The sequence below is a fragment of the Microcoleus sp. ARI1-B5 genome (assembly GCF_036705795.1).
In the GTDB taxonomy this organism is placed as follows: Bacteria; Cyanobacteriota; Cyanobacteriia; order Cyanobacteriales; family Microcoleaceae; genus Microcoleus.
This window is the reverse complement of the sequence record NZ_JAUBVK010000022.1, coordinates 1-15,604: the sequence shown is the minus strand read 5'-3', so window position 1 is coordinate 15,604 and position 15,604 is coordinate 1. Positions and strand designations below refer to the sequence as shown.

The window sequence follows — 15,604 nt, the reverse complement described above, 5'->3', positions numbered from 1 at the left end:
GTCAACTGCCAACTGCGAACTGTCAACTGTCAACTGTCAACTGTCAACTGTCAACTGTCAACTGTCAACTGTCAACTCCCAACTGCCAACTGTCAACTGTCAACTGTCAACTGCCAACTGCGAACTGTCAACTGTCAACTGCCAACTGCGAACTGTCAACTGTCAACTGTCAACTGTCAACTGTCAACTGTCAACTGTCAACTGTCAACTGCCAACTGCCAACTGTCAACTCTCAACTGCCAACTGTCAACTGCCAACTGTCAACTGTCAACTGTCAACTGCCAACTGTCAACTGCCAACTGTCAACTGTCAACTGTCAACTGCCAAATGCACCACGCCTCGATTCGCACTGCTAACATTCACCGGGCGATCGCCTTTTACGAACAGTTAGGCTTTACTGTGAGCGATCGCTTTACCACAGGTTACACCCTAGCCTGTTGGATGGAAGGTCTCAACGGACGCATCGAACTCATTCAAATCCCGGAACCAAAACCCGCACCGGATGCTTTTGCAGACGAGCATTATGTTGGATATTATCATTTATCTTTCGATTTAACTGAGGCGACAACTGATTTGCCGAGCTGGTTGCAGTCTCTGAAACAGCGGTTTGAGGAAGCAGCTAAAGACGAACCAAACCAGTTTCAAGCTTTGAAAGTTTTATTGGAACCGACTCAACAGGCGATCGGGCAAAATGTTTACGAAGTAGCTTTTATTGCCGATACCGACGGTTTGCCCTTAGAGTTTATCCGGCGCCTTAACGATCCCAATTCTGAAAAGTAGGGAAACGACATCGCCGTCTCTACCCCAAATATCTGCGACTTTTAACTAAATCTTTGATGCGAGTCGGTCAACCGCAGATATCAGGCAGATGCAACGCAGCCTATAGCAGATGAATTCCTGATTGGAAAGCTTGGGAAAGCAATTGCTCGTCTATTCAGCGATTGCTTTTTTGTCGATCGCCCGCACCTCGGTTCGACCTCAGAAATATACACAACTTAATATATACCGGGACTGCCCAAGATTTTGAGCCATACGACTGATGAAATTTAACGGACTTTGTGAGAATATGAAAAAAAAATGAAAAGCCTTGAACCGTAAAACCAATGACTCACTCGGAAAACAGACCCAGCCTTCCTGAAGTCCACCGCAGCATCCCCATTCCCAACAGCAAAGGTTTCTGGCGTAAAATGCTGGCTTACGCAGGGCCTGGATATCTGGTTTCAGTGGGTTACATGGACCCGGGAAACTGGGCGACTGACTTAGCGGGAGGAGCAAAGTTTGGCTATGCGCTATTAAGTGTGATTTTGCTATCTAATTTGATGGCAATTTTTCTGCAATCATTGTGCGTGCGGTTGGGAGTCGCAACTGGACGAGATTTGGCACAAGCTTGTCGAGATTATTTCAGTCCGCGAGTCAGTTTCTGTCTGTGGATACTTTGTGAAATTGCGATTTCTGCCTGCGATTTAGCTGAACTTGTTGGTAGTGCGATCGGGCTGCAATTGCTATTTGGCATTCCCTTGGTTTGGGGAGTGTGCATTACTGCATTAGATGTAATCATGGTGTTATTTTTACAAGGCAGAGGCTTTCGTTATATCGAAGCTTTGGTGATTACTATTATTACAATTATTGGCGGTTGCTTTGTCGCAGAAATGATTTTTGCCAAACCCGATGCCGGAGGAGTTTTACTCGGTTATGTTCCCAGCCTAGAGATTTTGCAAAATCAGGGAATGCTTTATATTGCGGTTGGGATTTTAGGGGCAACTGTGATGCCGCACAATCTCTACCTGCATTCATCGATCGTGCAAACTCGCGCTTGGGAAGAAGCTGCTGATAAAAAATGGGAAGCAATTAAATTTGGCACAATTGATTCTACAGTAGCGCTGTCAATAGCTTTGTTTATTAATTCCGCCATTCTAATTTTGTCTGCTGCAACATTTCATTTTTCCGGCTATCAAGAAGTAGCAGAAATTCAAGATGCCTACAAATTGCTTTCTCCGGTGCTGGGTGTGGGTTCGGCCAGTGCAATTTTTGCTTTTGCTTTATTAGCTTCGGGGCAGAACTCAACCTTGACTGCAACTTTAGCAGGACAGATTGTGATGGAAGGGTTTTTGCATTTTCGTCTGCGGCCTTGGTTGCGGCGCTTGCTGACTCGACTGGTTGCCATTGTGCCGGCTTTGCTCTCAATTATCTGGTTCGGTGAAGGTAGTACAACTAATTTACTGGTTTTCAGTCAAGTGATTCTCAGTTTACAATTACCTTTTGCAGTAATTCCCTTGGTAATGTTTACCTCAAACCGCCGTTTAATGGGAGAGTTTGTGAATCCATTTTGGCTGAAAGGGGTAGCTTGGTTAGTGGCTAGTATTATAGTAGGATTAAATAGTTGGCTGTTATTACAAACCATTTTCTAGCAATTAAATCGTGTCCGGTCGATTGACCGCAATAAGCAAGGAACGCACGTGCGGACTTCAGTCCGCTCTGAGGCTGCGGACTGAAGTCCGCACGTGCGTTCCGTTGTGCACTACAAACCTTTTTTGTTATGGTAATCGACTGGACATGATATTAGAGGCTAAATCAAACTAGAAAAACAAAACCCGCCGGTGCGGGTTTTATCTGAAAACTAATTGTTAATGGCTGACGGTTTCAACTACTTCTTAGGAGCAAGAGCCTCATTACCAGCAGCGGGACGGGCCGATGCAGCGGTAGTTTTCAAAAGTGCGATCGCCTGCGCGTAGCAAGGATCGTCCTTAGTCGCAACCAACGTCGGTTTGTTAGCTAATTTCAGCTTTTGTTCGTCGGTGACTTCCACCTTGACATCGGGAGTAACCCCTTTGTGGCTGATATCCGTACCGTTGGGAGTATAGTAGTGAGCGATCGTTACCGCCAATCCCGAACCGTCAGACAAAGGATGCGTAGACTGCACCAAAGCTTTGCCAAAAGTTTGGCCGCCCATCACAGTGGCGCGCTTGTTGTCCTTGAGCGCACCCGCCAAAATCTCGCTGGCGCTGGCCGAGTTGTTGTCCACCAGCACCACCAAAGGCTTGTCAGTGATCGCAGTGCGGTTTGCCCGCATTTCCTGAGAATCTCCCGCGCGATAGACTGTACGGACGATCGCCCCAGAATCCATCCACATCTGCGCGATATCAATGCTCACCGACAGCAACCCGCCGGGATTACCCCGCAAATCCAACACAAAAGCGTCAGCTTTCTGCTCCGAGAGCGTTTTAATCGCCCGCTGCATTTGTTCGCCGGCGTGGGAGCTAAACTCTTGCAAGCGGATATAACCGACATTCTTGTTAGCTTCCTTCTTGAGGCTGTAGCGAACCGCTGCCACCTCAATTCTCGCCCTAGTCAGAGTGATGTCAAACTCGCTTTTGCCCTGACGGGCGATCCGCAGCGTAACTTTCGTGCCTTCGGCGCCCCGAATTACCTGAGCCGCATCCGCGACCGTCATGCCTTTGGTAGCTTTGCCGTCAATCACCAAAATCGTATCGCCCGCTTGAATCCCTCCCTTCAGGGCAGGGGAATTTTCCATCGGTTCGACTACCGTGATCGCTTTCGTTTTCTCATCTTCTTCGAGCCTCATCCCCACCCCTGTCAGTTCCCCGGAGATTTGATTCTTCAGCGCTTCGTACTGTTTCGGGTCCATGAAGCGCGTGTAGGGGTCTTTTAATTTTTCTAGGGCATTGCGGAGGGCAGTGTAGGCTGCTTCGCGAGAAGTATAATTTGCGTTCAGCAATTCTTGGCGGGTGACTTGCCAGTCCGTCTTGTTAAAGGTGGGATCGACATAATCTCGGTTCACAATTTGCCAAGCTTCGTCTAAGACAGCTTTGGGGCTATCTTGAAGCTCGGCGCGGACTGATTGGCTCAGACTGGGAACGAGTAAAGATATCGAAGCGGTTGTTGCCATTGCCCCCGTGAACAGGGCTGCCTGTAACTTAGAAAAGCGTCTGCGGGCTTGATTCATTGAATTTTGGCTGAATTCGATTTTAGATTTTTGACTTGAGATTTTAGATTGCTAAAAAATCTCAAACTACCACTTAAACTATGTTGTGGAGGCCATAGCATCCCTCTGGACAGTGTAACGAGATTGATAGTCGATCGCCAACCAATCATTACTCTATTTTAATAAACTTAATTTAAAACTTGGATTTAAATGTGCCGTGGAAGCTAAAATCGAAAATTTTTCCCGTAAGTGGTTGAGCCTGCTCGTTAATGGAGTTATCGGTGTAGCAGCGCTGGCTGGAGTCATTACCATGCAGTCGATCGGGCAATTGGGCCCAATTGCCCCAGCAGGCGTTGAGGGGCAAAAGCCGATCTCTGCAATGTCTGCAGCCAGTTTCAAGCAAGCCGCCCAGCAAGAAGCCCTGCGGCTGAAAATGCTCAAAAATCTCCCGAGTTTTGGGTTTGACAATTTAATTGCAGATTGGACATTTCTCAAATTTTTGCAGTATTTTGGCGACGATGAAGCGCGAGATGTGACGGGCTACAATCTGGGCCAAAATTATTTTGACATAGTTACCCAGCGCGACCCTCGCTGGGCTGACATCTACCTGTTTCTGTCCACAGCCGTTTCTTTTTACCAGGGAAACCCTGAAACTGCTGTTAAGTTGATCGAGCGGGGTACTAACGCCCTTTCGCCGGAAATTCATCCTCAAGCGTGGATAGTGTGGCGAACTAAAGGTCTTGATGAGTTGCTGCTGTTGGGGGACATTCCCGAGTCAATTCGCTCTCACGAAATGGCTGCTGAGTGGGTGGAAAAAACCCCGGATGGGAAGAAATTGGCGCCGATTTTTCGAGCAACTGCTGATTTTTTGCGCCGAGATCCAGATAGCGTGCCGGTGCGGTTTAATGCTTGGAGCACGGTTTATTACCAAACAACTGATAAGTTGGTGCGTCTAAGGGCAAAACAAGCTCTTGTAAAGTTGGGGGCGCGGGTGCAAAAAGATCGGGATGGAAAGGAAAGTTTTATTTTACCTCCCAGAAATTAGGGTGCGCAATGCACTCCTGATGATGTTCTGTGCAAGTCTTAAAATAGTTTGATTTCTGTTGGAGTTAATTCGCGCCATTCACCGGGTTTGAGGGCTTCGAGACGCAAATGCCCGATCGCGATCCTGACCAGCCGCAGCGTCGGAAACCCTACTGCTGCGGTCATCCTGCGGACTTGACGGTTGCGGCCTTCTGTGAGGGTCATTTCCAGCCAAGCTGTCGGAATGTTTTTGCGAAATCGAATCGGGGGCTCGCGGGGCGGCAATTCGGGTTCTGCGGACAATAATTGCACTTTTGCCGATCGAGTCCGATAATCTTGAATTGTGACACCTGTCTGCAAAAGGGCGATCGCACCAGCATCTGGAATCCCTTCCACCTGCACCAAGTAAGTGCGGGGATGAGCGAATTTCGGATCGCTGAGGCGGTGCTGCATTTGTCCGTCATCGGTTAACAGTAGCAAACCTTCGCTATCGCGATCGAGCCTTCCCACCGCATAAACATCAGGAATCGGAATATAGTCTTTAAGAGTGCGCCGTTTAGTTTCCCCTGAATTGTCAGTGAACTGAGTTAAAACATCGTAAGGTTTGTAAAATAGAATGTAGCGATAGGGCATGACCAATTAAAAAATAAAAATGTACTAATGTCAAGAAATTTGTAGGGGCGGGTTCCACCAACAATAATTGCCTAAAACTCACAATCTCAAAAACCCGCCCCCATCCCATGGCAAACCACTTTCTCTCACTCTTTTCTCCCTTCTGGGCGCCCTCTGCGCCCTCTGCGGTTCATAAAAAAAATAAATCTTATTAACCAACGATTCAACCCAGCTATAAAATCTTCAGCCTTTAAGAGCCTCGCAAATCTCAACTACCCAACTTTACCATGCCCGAAGCCACACACCGCGTTTGCATCGTCTTAGGAACTCGCCCGGAAGCGATTAAACTAGCCCCAGTAATTCAACTGTTCAAAAGTTCGCCAAACTTGGCCACCCAAGTAATTTTAACCGGTCAGCACCGGGAAATGGTCGAGCAAGTGATGCGAATGTTCGACCTAAAAGCCGATCGAGATTTAGCAATTATGCAGCACCAGCAAAGCTTGACGGATATCACTTCCCGGAGTTTGCATGGTTTGGAAGTGTTGTTTAAAGAGTTGCAGCCAGACATCGTGTTGGTACAGGGCGATACAACCACAGCGTTTGCGGCTGCTTTAGCAGCATTTTACCAGAAAATACCCGTAGGTCACGTAGAAGCCGGTTTGCGGACTGACGACGTGTTCAATCCGTATCCCGAAGAGGCTAACAGGCGGTTGATTTCGCAGCTCACAAGGCTGCATTTTGCCCCAACAGCGCTGGCGGCAGAGAATTTAGGGCGATCGGGCGTTTTGGGAGAAATTCACCGTACAGGCAACACAGTCATCGACGCTTTGCTTGCTGTCGCCAAACGCCAACCCGAATGCAACATTCCCAACTTAGATTGGAGCAAATACCGCACCATTTTAGCAACAGTACACCGCCGCGAAAATTGGGGCAAACCATTAGCAGGAATTGCCAGGGCATTTATTCAAATTTTAGATAAATTTCCCGACACAGCTTTGCTCTTACCACTACACCGAAATCCGACCGTCCGGGAACCATTAAAAGCACTTTTGGGCGACCATCCCAGAATCTTTTTAACAGAACCCTTAGATTACGCAGAATTAGTAGGAGCGATGCAGAGGAGTCATTTAATCCTGACAGATTCAGGTGGATTGCAAGAAGAAGCACCGAGTTTGGGCAAGCCTGTTTTAGTATTGCGAGAAACCACAGAAAGACCCGAAGCAGTTTCCGCAGGCACTGCTAAACTTGTCGGTACAAATTCTGATACAATTACAGCAGAAGCCGCAGAATTGCTGAGTGATTCTGAAGCTTACGACGCAATGGCAATGGCCATTAATCCCTTTGGCGACGGTTTAGCGGCCTCCCGGATTTTGAAAATAGTTGAAGACTATTTTTCGGACTAAAAAGTAATCCTAAAAAAGGTTTGTAGTGAGGACTTTAGTCCGCATCCATTCCGAGGACTAAAGTCCTCACTACAAACCAATATGATTGTAGTCATTCTAGGGAAAATGATATAATTCACGATCGAATAGGGTGCGCCGAAGAGCACCTTACAACTATCAGTAATCTCCACCACCGCCACCAAAGCTACTACTGCAATCGCTACTGCTGCTACTGTAATCGCTGCTGCTGCTGCTGCTACTGTAATCGCTGCTGCTGCTGCTGCTACTGTAATCTGCACCACCGCCACCAAAGCTACTACTGCAATCGCTGCTGCTACTGTAATCGCTGCTGCTGCTACTGTAATCGCTGCTGCTACTGTAATCGCTGCTGCTGCTACTGTAATCGCTGCTGCTCGTACAACTGTAATCGCCGCCACCGCTGTCATCGCCACTGCTAATGCTGTAATCGCTGCTGCTCATACAACTGTAATCGCCGCCACCGCTGTCATCGCCACTGCTAATGCTGTAATCGCTGCTGCTCATACAACTGTAATCGCCGCTAAATCCGCTGTCATCGCCACTGCTAATGCTGTAATCGCTGCTGCTCGTACAACTGTAATCGCCGCTAAATCCGCTGTCATCGCCACTGCTAATGCTGTAATCGCCACCACCGCTATAATTGCTGCTAACTCTGCTGTAATTCCTGTTACTACCATTAGAAGAGCGGCGGGAGGGGGAGCGGGAAGGAGATTTCCCAGAAAATAACCTGCGAAATAGAGTGAAGATAACAAACAAAATCATCAATACTATCAATAACCCAAACAAGCTAAATATCCCGAAAAATATTAACAGCGCACCCGTGGAGATACTATTGCTGGTAACTGGCAATTGAGCAGGTATTGATGACGGTTTTGCTCCTTGAGCTGGTACTGTTGGAGCCAAAGGCAGGGTGTTTTGAGATTGACTGTTTGCAGTCGGATTTTGGAAAAAATTTTGTGCTGTTACAGCTTGGCTCGTTACGGGAAATGCAATTGCCGAAAAGCACAGCAAACTGCTCCAGATTATTTGTTTTTTGCTAGATTGTAACTGCATTGCTTCAGTCTCCTGAATAACTGCTCTTCTGAAATTGACATATCTATCTCCACCTAATTACAATTAAATAACCAGGTCTCCGTCATGTCAATTCATATTATTCAGAAGTTCGATTCATAAAAGTCATAAATTTAGGTGCGCCCTGAAGTACCTTACATTTATACTCCTAGACGCGCGGGTGGCCAGAAACCGGGTTTTTAACCAAAATCATTGCCCAAAAGCGTCAATCTCGGTTCAAAAACCCGGTTTCTTAGTGGGCGAGTGTCGCCAACTAATTTAGATATATTTAAGGAGAGGGAACAGGTGGCCCAAAATTGCTGCTGCCTTTATAACCGGATAAGAGAGCAAGTTTTTCCAAAGATAACCTACCCGTGTAATATTTCCCGCGAATTTCCCAAGTGGGATAAGCTTTAATATTGGCTGCTTTGCACAAATCTGGTTGAGCATCTTTGCCTCTGCGATCGCACTCAATGTAAGTAATTGCGGTAAATGCTTGTTGGCCGAAAAGTTCTTGTTGCGCGTGACAGTGAGGACACCAGTAAGCACCGAACATTCTAGCTTTGATAGTCTGCAAATGGGCTGCTAAAGCTATTTGATCCGGTGCTGATTCGCTAGTAATCGGCGGGCCTTCTTGTTCGGTGACAGGCAATTGGGAAGGGGAAGGGGGAGGCGGAGGGAGGGTTTGTGCTAAAGTTTGAGTGGATTTGTTGCTGAAACTGAACTGTGCAATTCCTCCGTCTGCTTTGGTACTGCCGAATATCCCCAAAGTTAGGAAAATTGCGATCGCACAAAAGTTGAATTTGCTTAGTCTCATCTTGGATTTCATCTTGGATTTGCTAGGATTTCGCGAGCTTGATTCATAGCCTCTACAGCATTGTTTACCACAAAGATGTTAAATTGTGCTAAATTTTTAAAGAAAAGTTGACTTTCGGCGCTGTCATTTAACAAGATAACTTGCTTGTGAGCTTTGAGGGCGAGGGCAATTTCCGAAGCAGTGCCCGCGCCCATACCGCAGGCAATTATGACATCTGAAGAAAGAATGTTAATGTTATTTCTGGCGTTTCCCATATCGGTGACAATGGCAATATCTACAGCTTCAGAAATGCCGCGAGTGTCGTTTCCCGGAAGAATGCCGATTGTTAAACCGTTAGCTGATTTTGCTCCTTTGTTGGCGGCATCCATCACGCCCATATTTCTGCCGCCAGTTAGCAATATCCATCCTGCTTCGGCGATGAGTTGTCCGAGTTGATAGGCGTTTTCTAAGTCGGTTGATGTGGCACTGTCGCCGGGGCCCATGATGCCGATGATGATTTTTTTCATAGTTTCTGGTAATATGGTGTTATTGATATTTGCTAGTTTTTTTGCACGAGATACGAAGGTATGTTATCATAAAAATACTTTCATACTAAACAAAGCTTTTTAAACAACTAACTTGGGTAAAGTTCCTAGTATTTTTACTCTGAAAAAGCAAACATTTACACTAGATGAATCTCAGATAAGTTTTTTAGAACTCTGTCAAAACTATGGATTTAAAGATCCTAGTGAATTGGTGAGAATAGCGATTCAACGGTTGCAGCTAGCGCTAGAAGCCCAGCAATTGGAAGAATCGGCGATGCTTTATGCGGAAGTTTATGCAGAAGATACAGAGTTACAGGAATTGGCGGAATTAGGTTTAGAAGAATGTGTGTTGTTTTTTCAATAAAAAGGTGATAGAACATGAGTATCGCTAAAAGTCCCGAAACCAAGCTGATCGAAAAAATTCGTAGCTTACCGCCCGATAAAATTACGGTATTAGAAGATTTCCTCGACTTCCTATTAACTCGAAGTGAAGAGAGTCTTCTAACTTATAGTGCGACTAAACTCTCGGAAGCAGCTTTTGCTAAAATTTGGGATAACCCAGAGGATGCTGAGTATGACGAGTTATAATTTTACGACTATTGATAAGAAACTGATTATCAAAAAACTGCGAAGGCTTCAAGATTTGGATGTTTAATGTCTCAGGGATAGGTTAATCAGAATTATAGGTAATAATTAAGCGCTAGCCCTTTTCTTATCCCAAAAAAGGCGATCGCGAATTCATTGCAAATAAAAAGCGATCGCCTTTATTAAAGTTCTCAACATATAATAACTACTGACTGTTGAGAAGTGTTTGTAACCGTTTTTGTTGAATTTGTCGGTGCTCTTCGTCTAATTTGGCAATAACTTCTTCTAATTTCCAACCTAATTCTTCCATTTCCCAGCGACTGCGACGTAAATTGCCGAGGAGTCGCCGATCGACATCTGGGGGCGGTATATATCCTGGTTCGTTGATCATAATCTCCACTCAATCTTAATTTCTTCAATGCTGCGTTCCCAAGCGGGAAGTCTGGCTTGGGTATAAGCAATTACTTCTGTGACTAATCTTAGCATATCAGAACTTGCTGTGGCTTGTGCATTAGCCAAGCGTCGTTGCAATAGGGAAAACTGGGAAAATCGCTCATCGGCTTGCTGTGCTACGTTTTTTAGCTGCTCTAAATAGTCGATTGTTCTGTCGGTTTCTCCAAATTGCTCAAAGAGAGTATATTCGGCTTCTGTAGCATCATCGATAATATCCAATAATTGCCGTTTTAGATTCCAGATGGTTTCGGCAAATTCTATAGGCAATTTTGCCATGTTTACTTGTGTGAGATGTATGCTATAGATTTTACGCTAAAGGTAATTTATTTAATCAAGTATTTTTTATATTATTAGATTAATCAATAAGCGAGATCCCTTTCGGATAGTTTCAAAAGGGATCTCGCACTTCCGAACTTTCTCAAAAATAGTTTATGCTGCTTCCAATTGTAAACGACGTTCTATGCGTTCGTATTCATCTTCTAACAGCCAGAGTTTAGCTTCTTCATAATTTGAACTCGCAAATACAACCTGATAATTTTGAGCTGGATCGTAGACACAGCTATTGCCTGCCTTATCACCCAACAAAATTAGGACGTAAGGTGGTGATGCTGTCGGATCTACCCATAATTCTGTGAATTCCCAGTTATCGGCTAGGTTTAGTTCTGGGGATGACATGATATTTATCTCCTTTAATTTTAATTTCTCCGTACTAGAGTGGTATTCTACTATTATTGCTGTCAAGTCTGTAACCAATGGGGTCAGGGAAATAGAGACCATAACGCTCATGACCGCGAATTACGCCTATAAACTCTCCATTAGCTATGATAGCTTGAGCTACGCTTTCCATTGTAGCTCGATCGTTAAATTTATGAACGCTACCTTCTTGTTGAAGTAGCTTTTGCATTTGAGGAGTGTCGGGTAGATGTTTCGCAATATGTTTGGTGTCGATGCTTAGTTCGCGGTTAATTCCGGTCATAAATTAAGCGGTTATTAAACATATTACTTATACCATGATTTCAATTCATCTGAATTGCCTTGAAAAAAAGCGAGATGCCTTTTTGGATAGTTCCAAAAGGATCTCGCTCGGGTTTAAGAAGGGATATAGCTTTTTTACTGAGCATTTTCTTGGTCTAGAAGTCGATCGAGTTTGTTTTCAATTGTGGTTAGCTTTCTCAGCATCGTTGGACGATCTTCATCCAGAGAAGTCAGCAAGTTAGCAATTCCTGACTGAACGTTAATCAATTGCACGACAGCATTTTGTAATTGTACCATTCCGTCTCGCAGCTCCTGTCTTTCGAGTCTTGCTTCTGCCATGTTATCTAACATAGCTTGAGTTGCTCTAGCGTTGCTTTCTATTAGTTGCTTCAGTTCTTCATCGCTCATGTCGATCGCTGTGCGTAAATGAGATATTACTGAAGATTATAGCAGATGGAATCGGCGATCGCCCTAGTCATTCCGAATACAGGGCGATCGCACTTTGCGGATAGTTCCAAAAGGGATATCGCACCCTATTTCCTTTGCGGAGATTCTACCAGTTCTGATTCCTGAAGACGTTGCGATAATAGGCAATCTTCAAAGCTGAAAGCTTCGGAGTCGAGAAAACTAGCAATCGCCATTTCGATCGCAGCTTCGAGAGAGCATTCTAGCTGCGTAGCTTTTTCCATCATAGCGACTTTCACATAGTCAGGCAAATGGGTCATCAGTGAATCAATAGCGGATGGTGGCAAGTGTTTGATTTTGAGTGTTTGAGTCATTGTTCGTGGAAATTGAGAGATGCAAGCAGTTATTCCATCCTACAAGTAGAAGCGATCGCTCTTTTGATGAACTCCAAAAAAGCGATCGCGACTTCATTTCAAATCGAGGGCGATCGCTCTTTTCGGATAGTGGAAAAAGGGCGATCGTTAACCCTAAAAACTGATCTAACAAATTAAGTGTTATAGCCACTTGAACTACCACTGCTTTCGGTGGCATTGATTACAGTGCCATCGAACCCGTCTTGTAGCTTAACTCCAGCCAGGGTGTACTTCCACTCATAGAAACCCGACTGTCCACTGACTTCAAATGCTCTAGCATAGCCAGACAGGTGTAGTTGATGGGAACCGGTCAAACCGTAAGCATAGCCGTCAAAATCGTAGACATCTTTCAGGTTAAATTGAAGCCGGAGTGTGATTTCATCCGTATTTGGAGTTAGTTTAAAATCACCTGTGTATCTTTTATGGAAACCTCCTACTGCTGCAATCCAATTTGGATCTCCTAACGAAAAGTGTCCGGCAGTATCCCAGTTATTTCCTATTCCTCCAAATTGACAACCTTCTTGTACAGCCTTGATTGCTTTTGATAAAGCAGAGCCTTCGACCATCTTACTAAGTTCATTCCTCATACCAGAAGATTCTTTTATGGCCTCATTCAAATCTATAGAATAATTCGCCCCACCATTTCCTTCATCTAAATAGTGATAGAGCATCTCTGCAGCATCATCCCATCCTGCTATCTTCCAGGTAGCTGCGCCTGCATAATGTGCTGTCTCGAATTCCATCCGACCTAATTCTCCCAATGGATTAAGTTTAATGATATTGAAGTCTGTGTTTCTTTCATCTAGCACTTGTTTCCATCCAGCATCATCGATCGGGTCAGAATTATTGCATCCAGAACTAATAGGGGTAACGCCAATTGTTACTACACTATTAGGGCCACTGCCGTTACTTGAACTACTACCTGATGAATCACTAGAAGGCAGACAGATAAATCGAGAGGGAGAGGATGCTGCAATAGTTTCAGTCTTGTACAAGTAATCAGCAGCACTACCACTATTAGGAGTGTAACTTGACTCAGAAATCAGAATGGTTCCATCTGGATTAACCTTTTCAACTACCGCAACATGACCACTTTCCCACTGGGCAATGTCACCAACTTGAGGGGTATTCGACATAGAAATGCCAGCCGCAGCAGCTTGATTGTCCCAATCATAGGCATTTCCAGACAACTTATTTAAAGCCGTTGTATTGTAGCCTAACTGCTGTAAACGACCGTTGACATACCAAGTGCAGTTACCTAGAGCACTGCCTAAATTAGTAGAGGATGGATGAGTCGATGCCGGTGCGTATCCCGACTGCCAGAAAATGTTATTTTCACGATAAGCAGGTAGATTGAAATTAGGCATTGTTACGCCTAGCTGACTGCCAATATTAGTCGGTGTCTTAGGTAGTGTTGTCCCGTAACGATAAGCAGTTGCTTTACTCCCATTCCAGTAAATGTAACCATCTTCAAAATATTGAATGATATTTCCATTTCCCAGACCCTTTTCGCCACTTTTCGGCTCACCTAACCAGCCTTCCAATCCACCATTTTTTAAGAATGTCTGACGGATAGCACCGTAAAGCGGGAAGGTTCCATACTGGCTGCTGACGATCGACCCATTCTCAAATATCTGATAGCTCGCACCATTATAATTGGTGACATCAGAAATGGGATTGCCCAAAGTCCCTTGATAATTCTGGAAAACTGGATAGAAATTGCCACCAACCGTGTGACCGTTTATATTAATTGAATTAGATGGCTGCGTTGGGCCTGGATCGGTGATGACGGGGCCTGGATCGGTGATGACGGGGCCTGGATCGGTGATGACGGGGCCTGGATCGGTTGTGCCGGGGCCTGGGTCAACAGGTGCAGATACCTCTTTGGGAATATAAATCGTCTCACCCGCAATAATCACATTGGCATCGGCAATGCCGTTATGTTGAGCAATGAAGTTATAAGCATCAGCAGAAGCATCGCCCATTGTGTCGAGTGCAATTTGGCTGAGGGTATCTCCCGACTGAATAGTGTAAGACACCCAATCATAGTATTTGCCGTTGAACTGATCGGCTGTCGCCCTTTCTAACGGCGTAACTTGTCCCTCTAAACCCGAAGTTGTAGGATTCGAGAAAAGTGCAGGAATATAAGCTTGCGGTGCTGTTTCCTTCGCCAATTCCACAGCTTTATTGAAATTTACCACCCCAAAACCCGTTTCTTGATCCCATCCGGGTTCCTTCAAATCGATCGCACTTCCAGTCAAAACATCAATCACTTGAGTCACACTCAAATCGGGATTAGCCTCCCAAACCTTAGACGCCATCCCCGCCGCCTTAGCTGCGGATGCCGAAGTTCCCGACATCGTGCCCACATCATCACCAACAGTCGATAAAGTCGGATTGTCGATCGCACCTCCGGGCACTAAAATATCCAAACCATAGCCGTAGCTGGAATAATCCGATCGCCCAAATCCATCAGATGAACCAACCGTGATAATATTCTCAAACTCCTGGGAAGATTGACCCAAAACAGACATCACACCGCCGTCATTTCCTGCCGCTACAACTAACAGCACTCCGTTTTGACGCGCATTTTCTAAAGCAGCACGTTCTCGGTTTGTAAATTCGTAACGAGTTGTAATGGTTCCATCAGCATTCTTTTGAGTTAAATCGAGGGGAAGAAGGGCGATCGCATTCTTCTGCTTTTGTCCTTTCGCTTCACTCACAAAATCAGTTAAAGCTAAATCCCATTCCCCCGAACCAATTGCCCGACTTAGATAAACATTCGCTTTATCGTTGTAGCCGTCAATGCCTCGATCGTTGCCTTGAATTGCACTAACTAAACCCCAGTTAAAAGTGCCGTGTTCGTTACCTGTGCCGGCAGTAAACAAAGGATTGCTGTCTTTGTCAATGCGATCGCGCCCCAATGTCACTTTAGAGTAATCCAAATCGGGATTGTTCGGCGCAAACCCAGTATCGATGATGCCGATAAATGCGTGTTTTTCTGGTGGCAAACTAATCGGTAATACGGTTTCAACAGGCGCTTCAGGCGTCGGTGGAAGTTCAATCTTAGGCGGTTCCGGGGCGATCTTAGGCGGTTGTACCGGTGGTATTGGAGCGGGGATGGGCAGCGTTGTTACAGGTGGTTTTATCGCCACAGGAGGCGTTACAGCAACTGGTGGTTTTGGATCGATCGGTGCCGTTGTTACGGGTGGAGGTGTCGCCACAGGTGGCGTTACAGCTACTGGCGGCTTTGTCTCAACAGGCGGGGTTACAGCTACTGGCGGCTTTGTCTCAACAGGTGGCGTTATATCATGTCCGGTTGATTAGGTATAATAAAAACTCAACAGCGCTCGGCAGAGTTTTGGAGGGAGTGATGCCCAAGT

At 45.5% G+C, this 15,604-nt stretch carries 18 protein-coding genes; 6 read left to right on the top strand and 12 right to left on the bottom strand.

What is annotated here, in order from left to right; genetic code table 11:
- The first annotated feature begins 327 nt into the window (after nt 1-327).
- A complete protein-coding gene (locus QUB63_RS25240) occupies nt 328-780 on the top strand; it encodes a VOC family protein (protein WP_332948184.1) in 453 nt (150 codons plus the stop codon).
- A 323-nt stretch (nt 781-1,103) separates the two neighbouring features.
- The gene (locus QUB63_RS25235; RefSeq protein ID WP_332948083.1) at nt 1,104-2,408 is read left to right on the top strand and encodes an Nramp family divalent metal transporter; all 1,305 of its coding nucleotides are present in this window, start codon (nt 1,104-1,106) and stop codon (nt 2,406-2,408) included.
- Nucleotides 2,409-2,644: 236 nt separating this feature from the next.
- Here QUB63_RS25235 and ctpB read toward each other — a convergent pair whose 3' ends face one another.
- Nucleotides 2,645-3,964, bottom strand: coding sequence for a carboxyl-terminal processing protease CtpB (ctpB, locus tag QUB63_RS25230; protein ID WP_332948082.1), 1,320 nt, complete (start codon nt 3,962-3,964; stop codon nt 2,645-2,647).
- 196 nt (nt 3,965-4,160) lie between these two features.
- Between ctpB and QUB63_RS25225 the strand changes: the two genes are divergently transcribed.
- The gene (locus tag QUB63_RS25225) at nt 4,161-4,988 is read left to right on the top strand and encodes a hypothetical protein (protein ID WP_332948080.1); all 828 of its coding nucleotides are present in this window, start codon (nt 4,161-4,163) and stop codon (nt 4,986-4,988) included.
- A gap of 38 nt (nt 4,989-5,026) precedes the next feature.
- Here QUB63_RS25225 and QUB63_RS25220 read toward each other — a convergent pair whose 3' ends face one another.
- The gene (locus QUB63_RS25220) at nt 5,027-5,599 is read right to left on the bottom strand and encodes a pseudouridine synthase (RefSeq protein WP_332948079.1); all 573 of its coding nucleotides are present in this window, start codon (nt 5,597-5,599) and stop codon (nt 5,027-5,029) included.
- 266 nt (nt 5,600-5,865) lie between these two features.
- Here QUB63_RS25220 and wecB point away from each other — a divergent pair, with 266 nt between their 5' ends.
- Nucleotides 5,866-6,981, top strand: coding sequence for a non-hydrolyzing UDP-N-acetylglucosamine 2-epimerase (wecB, locus tag QUB63_RS25215; RefSeq protein ID WP_332948078.1), 1,116 nt, complete (start codon nt 5,866-5,868; stop codon nt 6,979-6,981).
- 156 nt (nt 6,982-7,137) lie between these two features.
- Here wecB and QUB63_RS25210 read toward each other — a convergent pair whose 3' ends face one another.
- The 3 genes from QUB63_RS25210 to QUB63_RS25200 form a co-directional block, all read right to left on the bottom strand.
- The gene (locus tag QUB63_RS25210; RefSeq protein ID WP_332948077.1) at nt 7,138-8,052 is read right to left on the bottom strand and encodes a hypothetical protein; all 915 of its coding nucleotides are present in this window, start codon (nt 8,050-8,052) and stop codon (nt 7,138-7,140) included.
- 286 nt (nt 8,053-8,338) lie between these two features.
- Nucleotides 8,339-8,866 (bottom strand): hypothetical protein, encoded by a 528-nt coding sequence (locus QUB63_RS25205; RefSeq protein WP_332948076.1) that lies wholly within the window; start codon nt 8,864-8,866, stop codon nt 8,339-8,341.
- A gap of 8 nt (nt 8,867-8,874) precedes the next feature.
- Entirely contained in the window at nt 8,875-9,372 is a 498-nt protein-coding gene (locus tag QUB63_RS25200) for a TIGR00725 family protein (protein ID WP_332948075.1), read from the bottom strand.
- A gap of 112 nt (nt 9,373-9,484) precedes the next feature.
- Between QUB63_RS25200 and QUB63_RS25195 the strand changes: the two genes are divergently transcribed.
- Together QUB63_RS25195 and QUB63_RS25190 are read left to right on the top strand one after the other, a co-directional pair.
- Nucleotides 9,485-9,754, top strand: coding sequence for a hypothetical protein (locus QUB63_RS25195; protein ID WP_332948074.1), 270 nt, complete (start codon nt 9,485-9,487; stop codon nt 9,752-9,754).
- A gap of 14 nt (nt 9,755-9,768) precedes the next feature.
- Nucleotides 9,769-9,978, top strand: coding sequence for a toxin-antitoxin system, antitoxin component, Xre family protein (locus QUB63_RS25190; RefSeq protein ID WP_332948073.1), 210 nt, complete (start codon nt 9,769-9,771; stop codon nt 9,976-9,978).
- Nucleotides 9,979-10,180: 202 nt separating this feature from the next.
- Here QUB63_RS25190 and QUB63_RS25185 read toward each other — a convergent pair whose 3' ends face one another.
- From QUB63_RS25185 to QUB63_RS25160, 7 genes are all read right to left on the bottom strand, one after another.
- Nucleotides 10,181-10,366: a hypothetical protein gene (locus QUB63_RS25185; protein WP_332948072.1), complete on the bottom strand. Its 186-nt coding sequence runs from the start codon at nt 10,364-10,366 to the stop codon at nt 10,181-10,183.
- Nucleotides 10,363-10,704: a hypothetical protein gene (locus QUB63_RS25180; protein ID WP_332948071.1), complete on the bottom strand. Its 342-nt coding sequence runs from the start codon at nt 10,702-10,704 to the stop codon at nt 10,363-10,365. The genes QUB63_RS25185 and QUB63_RS25180 overlap by 4 nt, the downstream gene beginning before the upstream one ends.
- 153 nt (nt 10,705-10,857) lie before the next feature.
- Nucleotides 10,858-11,103 carry a hypothetical protein gene (locus QUB63_RS25175; protein WP_332948070.1) on the bottom strand — a complete coding sequence of 82 codons (246 nt, stop codon included), beginning with the start codon at nt 11,101-11,103 and terminating at the stop codon, nt 10,858-10,860.
- Nucleotides 11,104-11,137: 34 nt separating this feature from the next.
- On the bottom strand, nt 11,138-11,332 hold the full coding sequence (locus tag QUB63_RS35155; protein WP_442922322.1) for a DUF6972 family protein: 195 nt from the start codon (nt 11,330-11,332) through the stop codon (nt 11,138-11,140).
- Between the two features lie 206 nt (nt 11,333-11,538).
- Complete coding sequence (locus QUB63_RS25170) at nt 11,539-11,811, bottom strand: hypothetical protein (protein ID WP_332948069.1); 273 nt, start codon at nt 11,809-11,811, stop codon at nt 11,539-11,541.
- A gap of 125 nt (nt 11,812-11,936) precedes the next feature.
- On the bottom strand, nt 11,937-12,182 hold the full coding sequence (locus tag QUB63_RS25165) for a hypothetical protein (RefSeq protein ID WP_332948068.1): 246 nt from the start codon (nt 12,180-12,182) through the stop codon (nt 11,937-11,939).
- Between the two features lie 173 nt (nt 12,183-12,355).
- On the bottom strand, nt 12,356-15,445 hold the full coding sequence (locus QUB63_RS25160) for a S8 family serine peptidase (protein ID WP_332948067.1): 3,090 nt from the start codon (nt 15,443-15,445) through the stop codon (nt 12,356-12,358).
- Nucleotides 15,446-15,604: the final 159 nt, after the last annotated feature.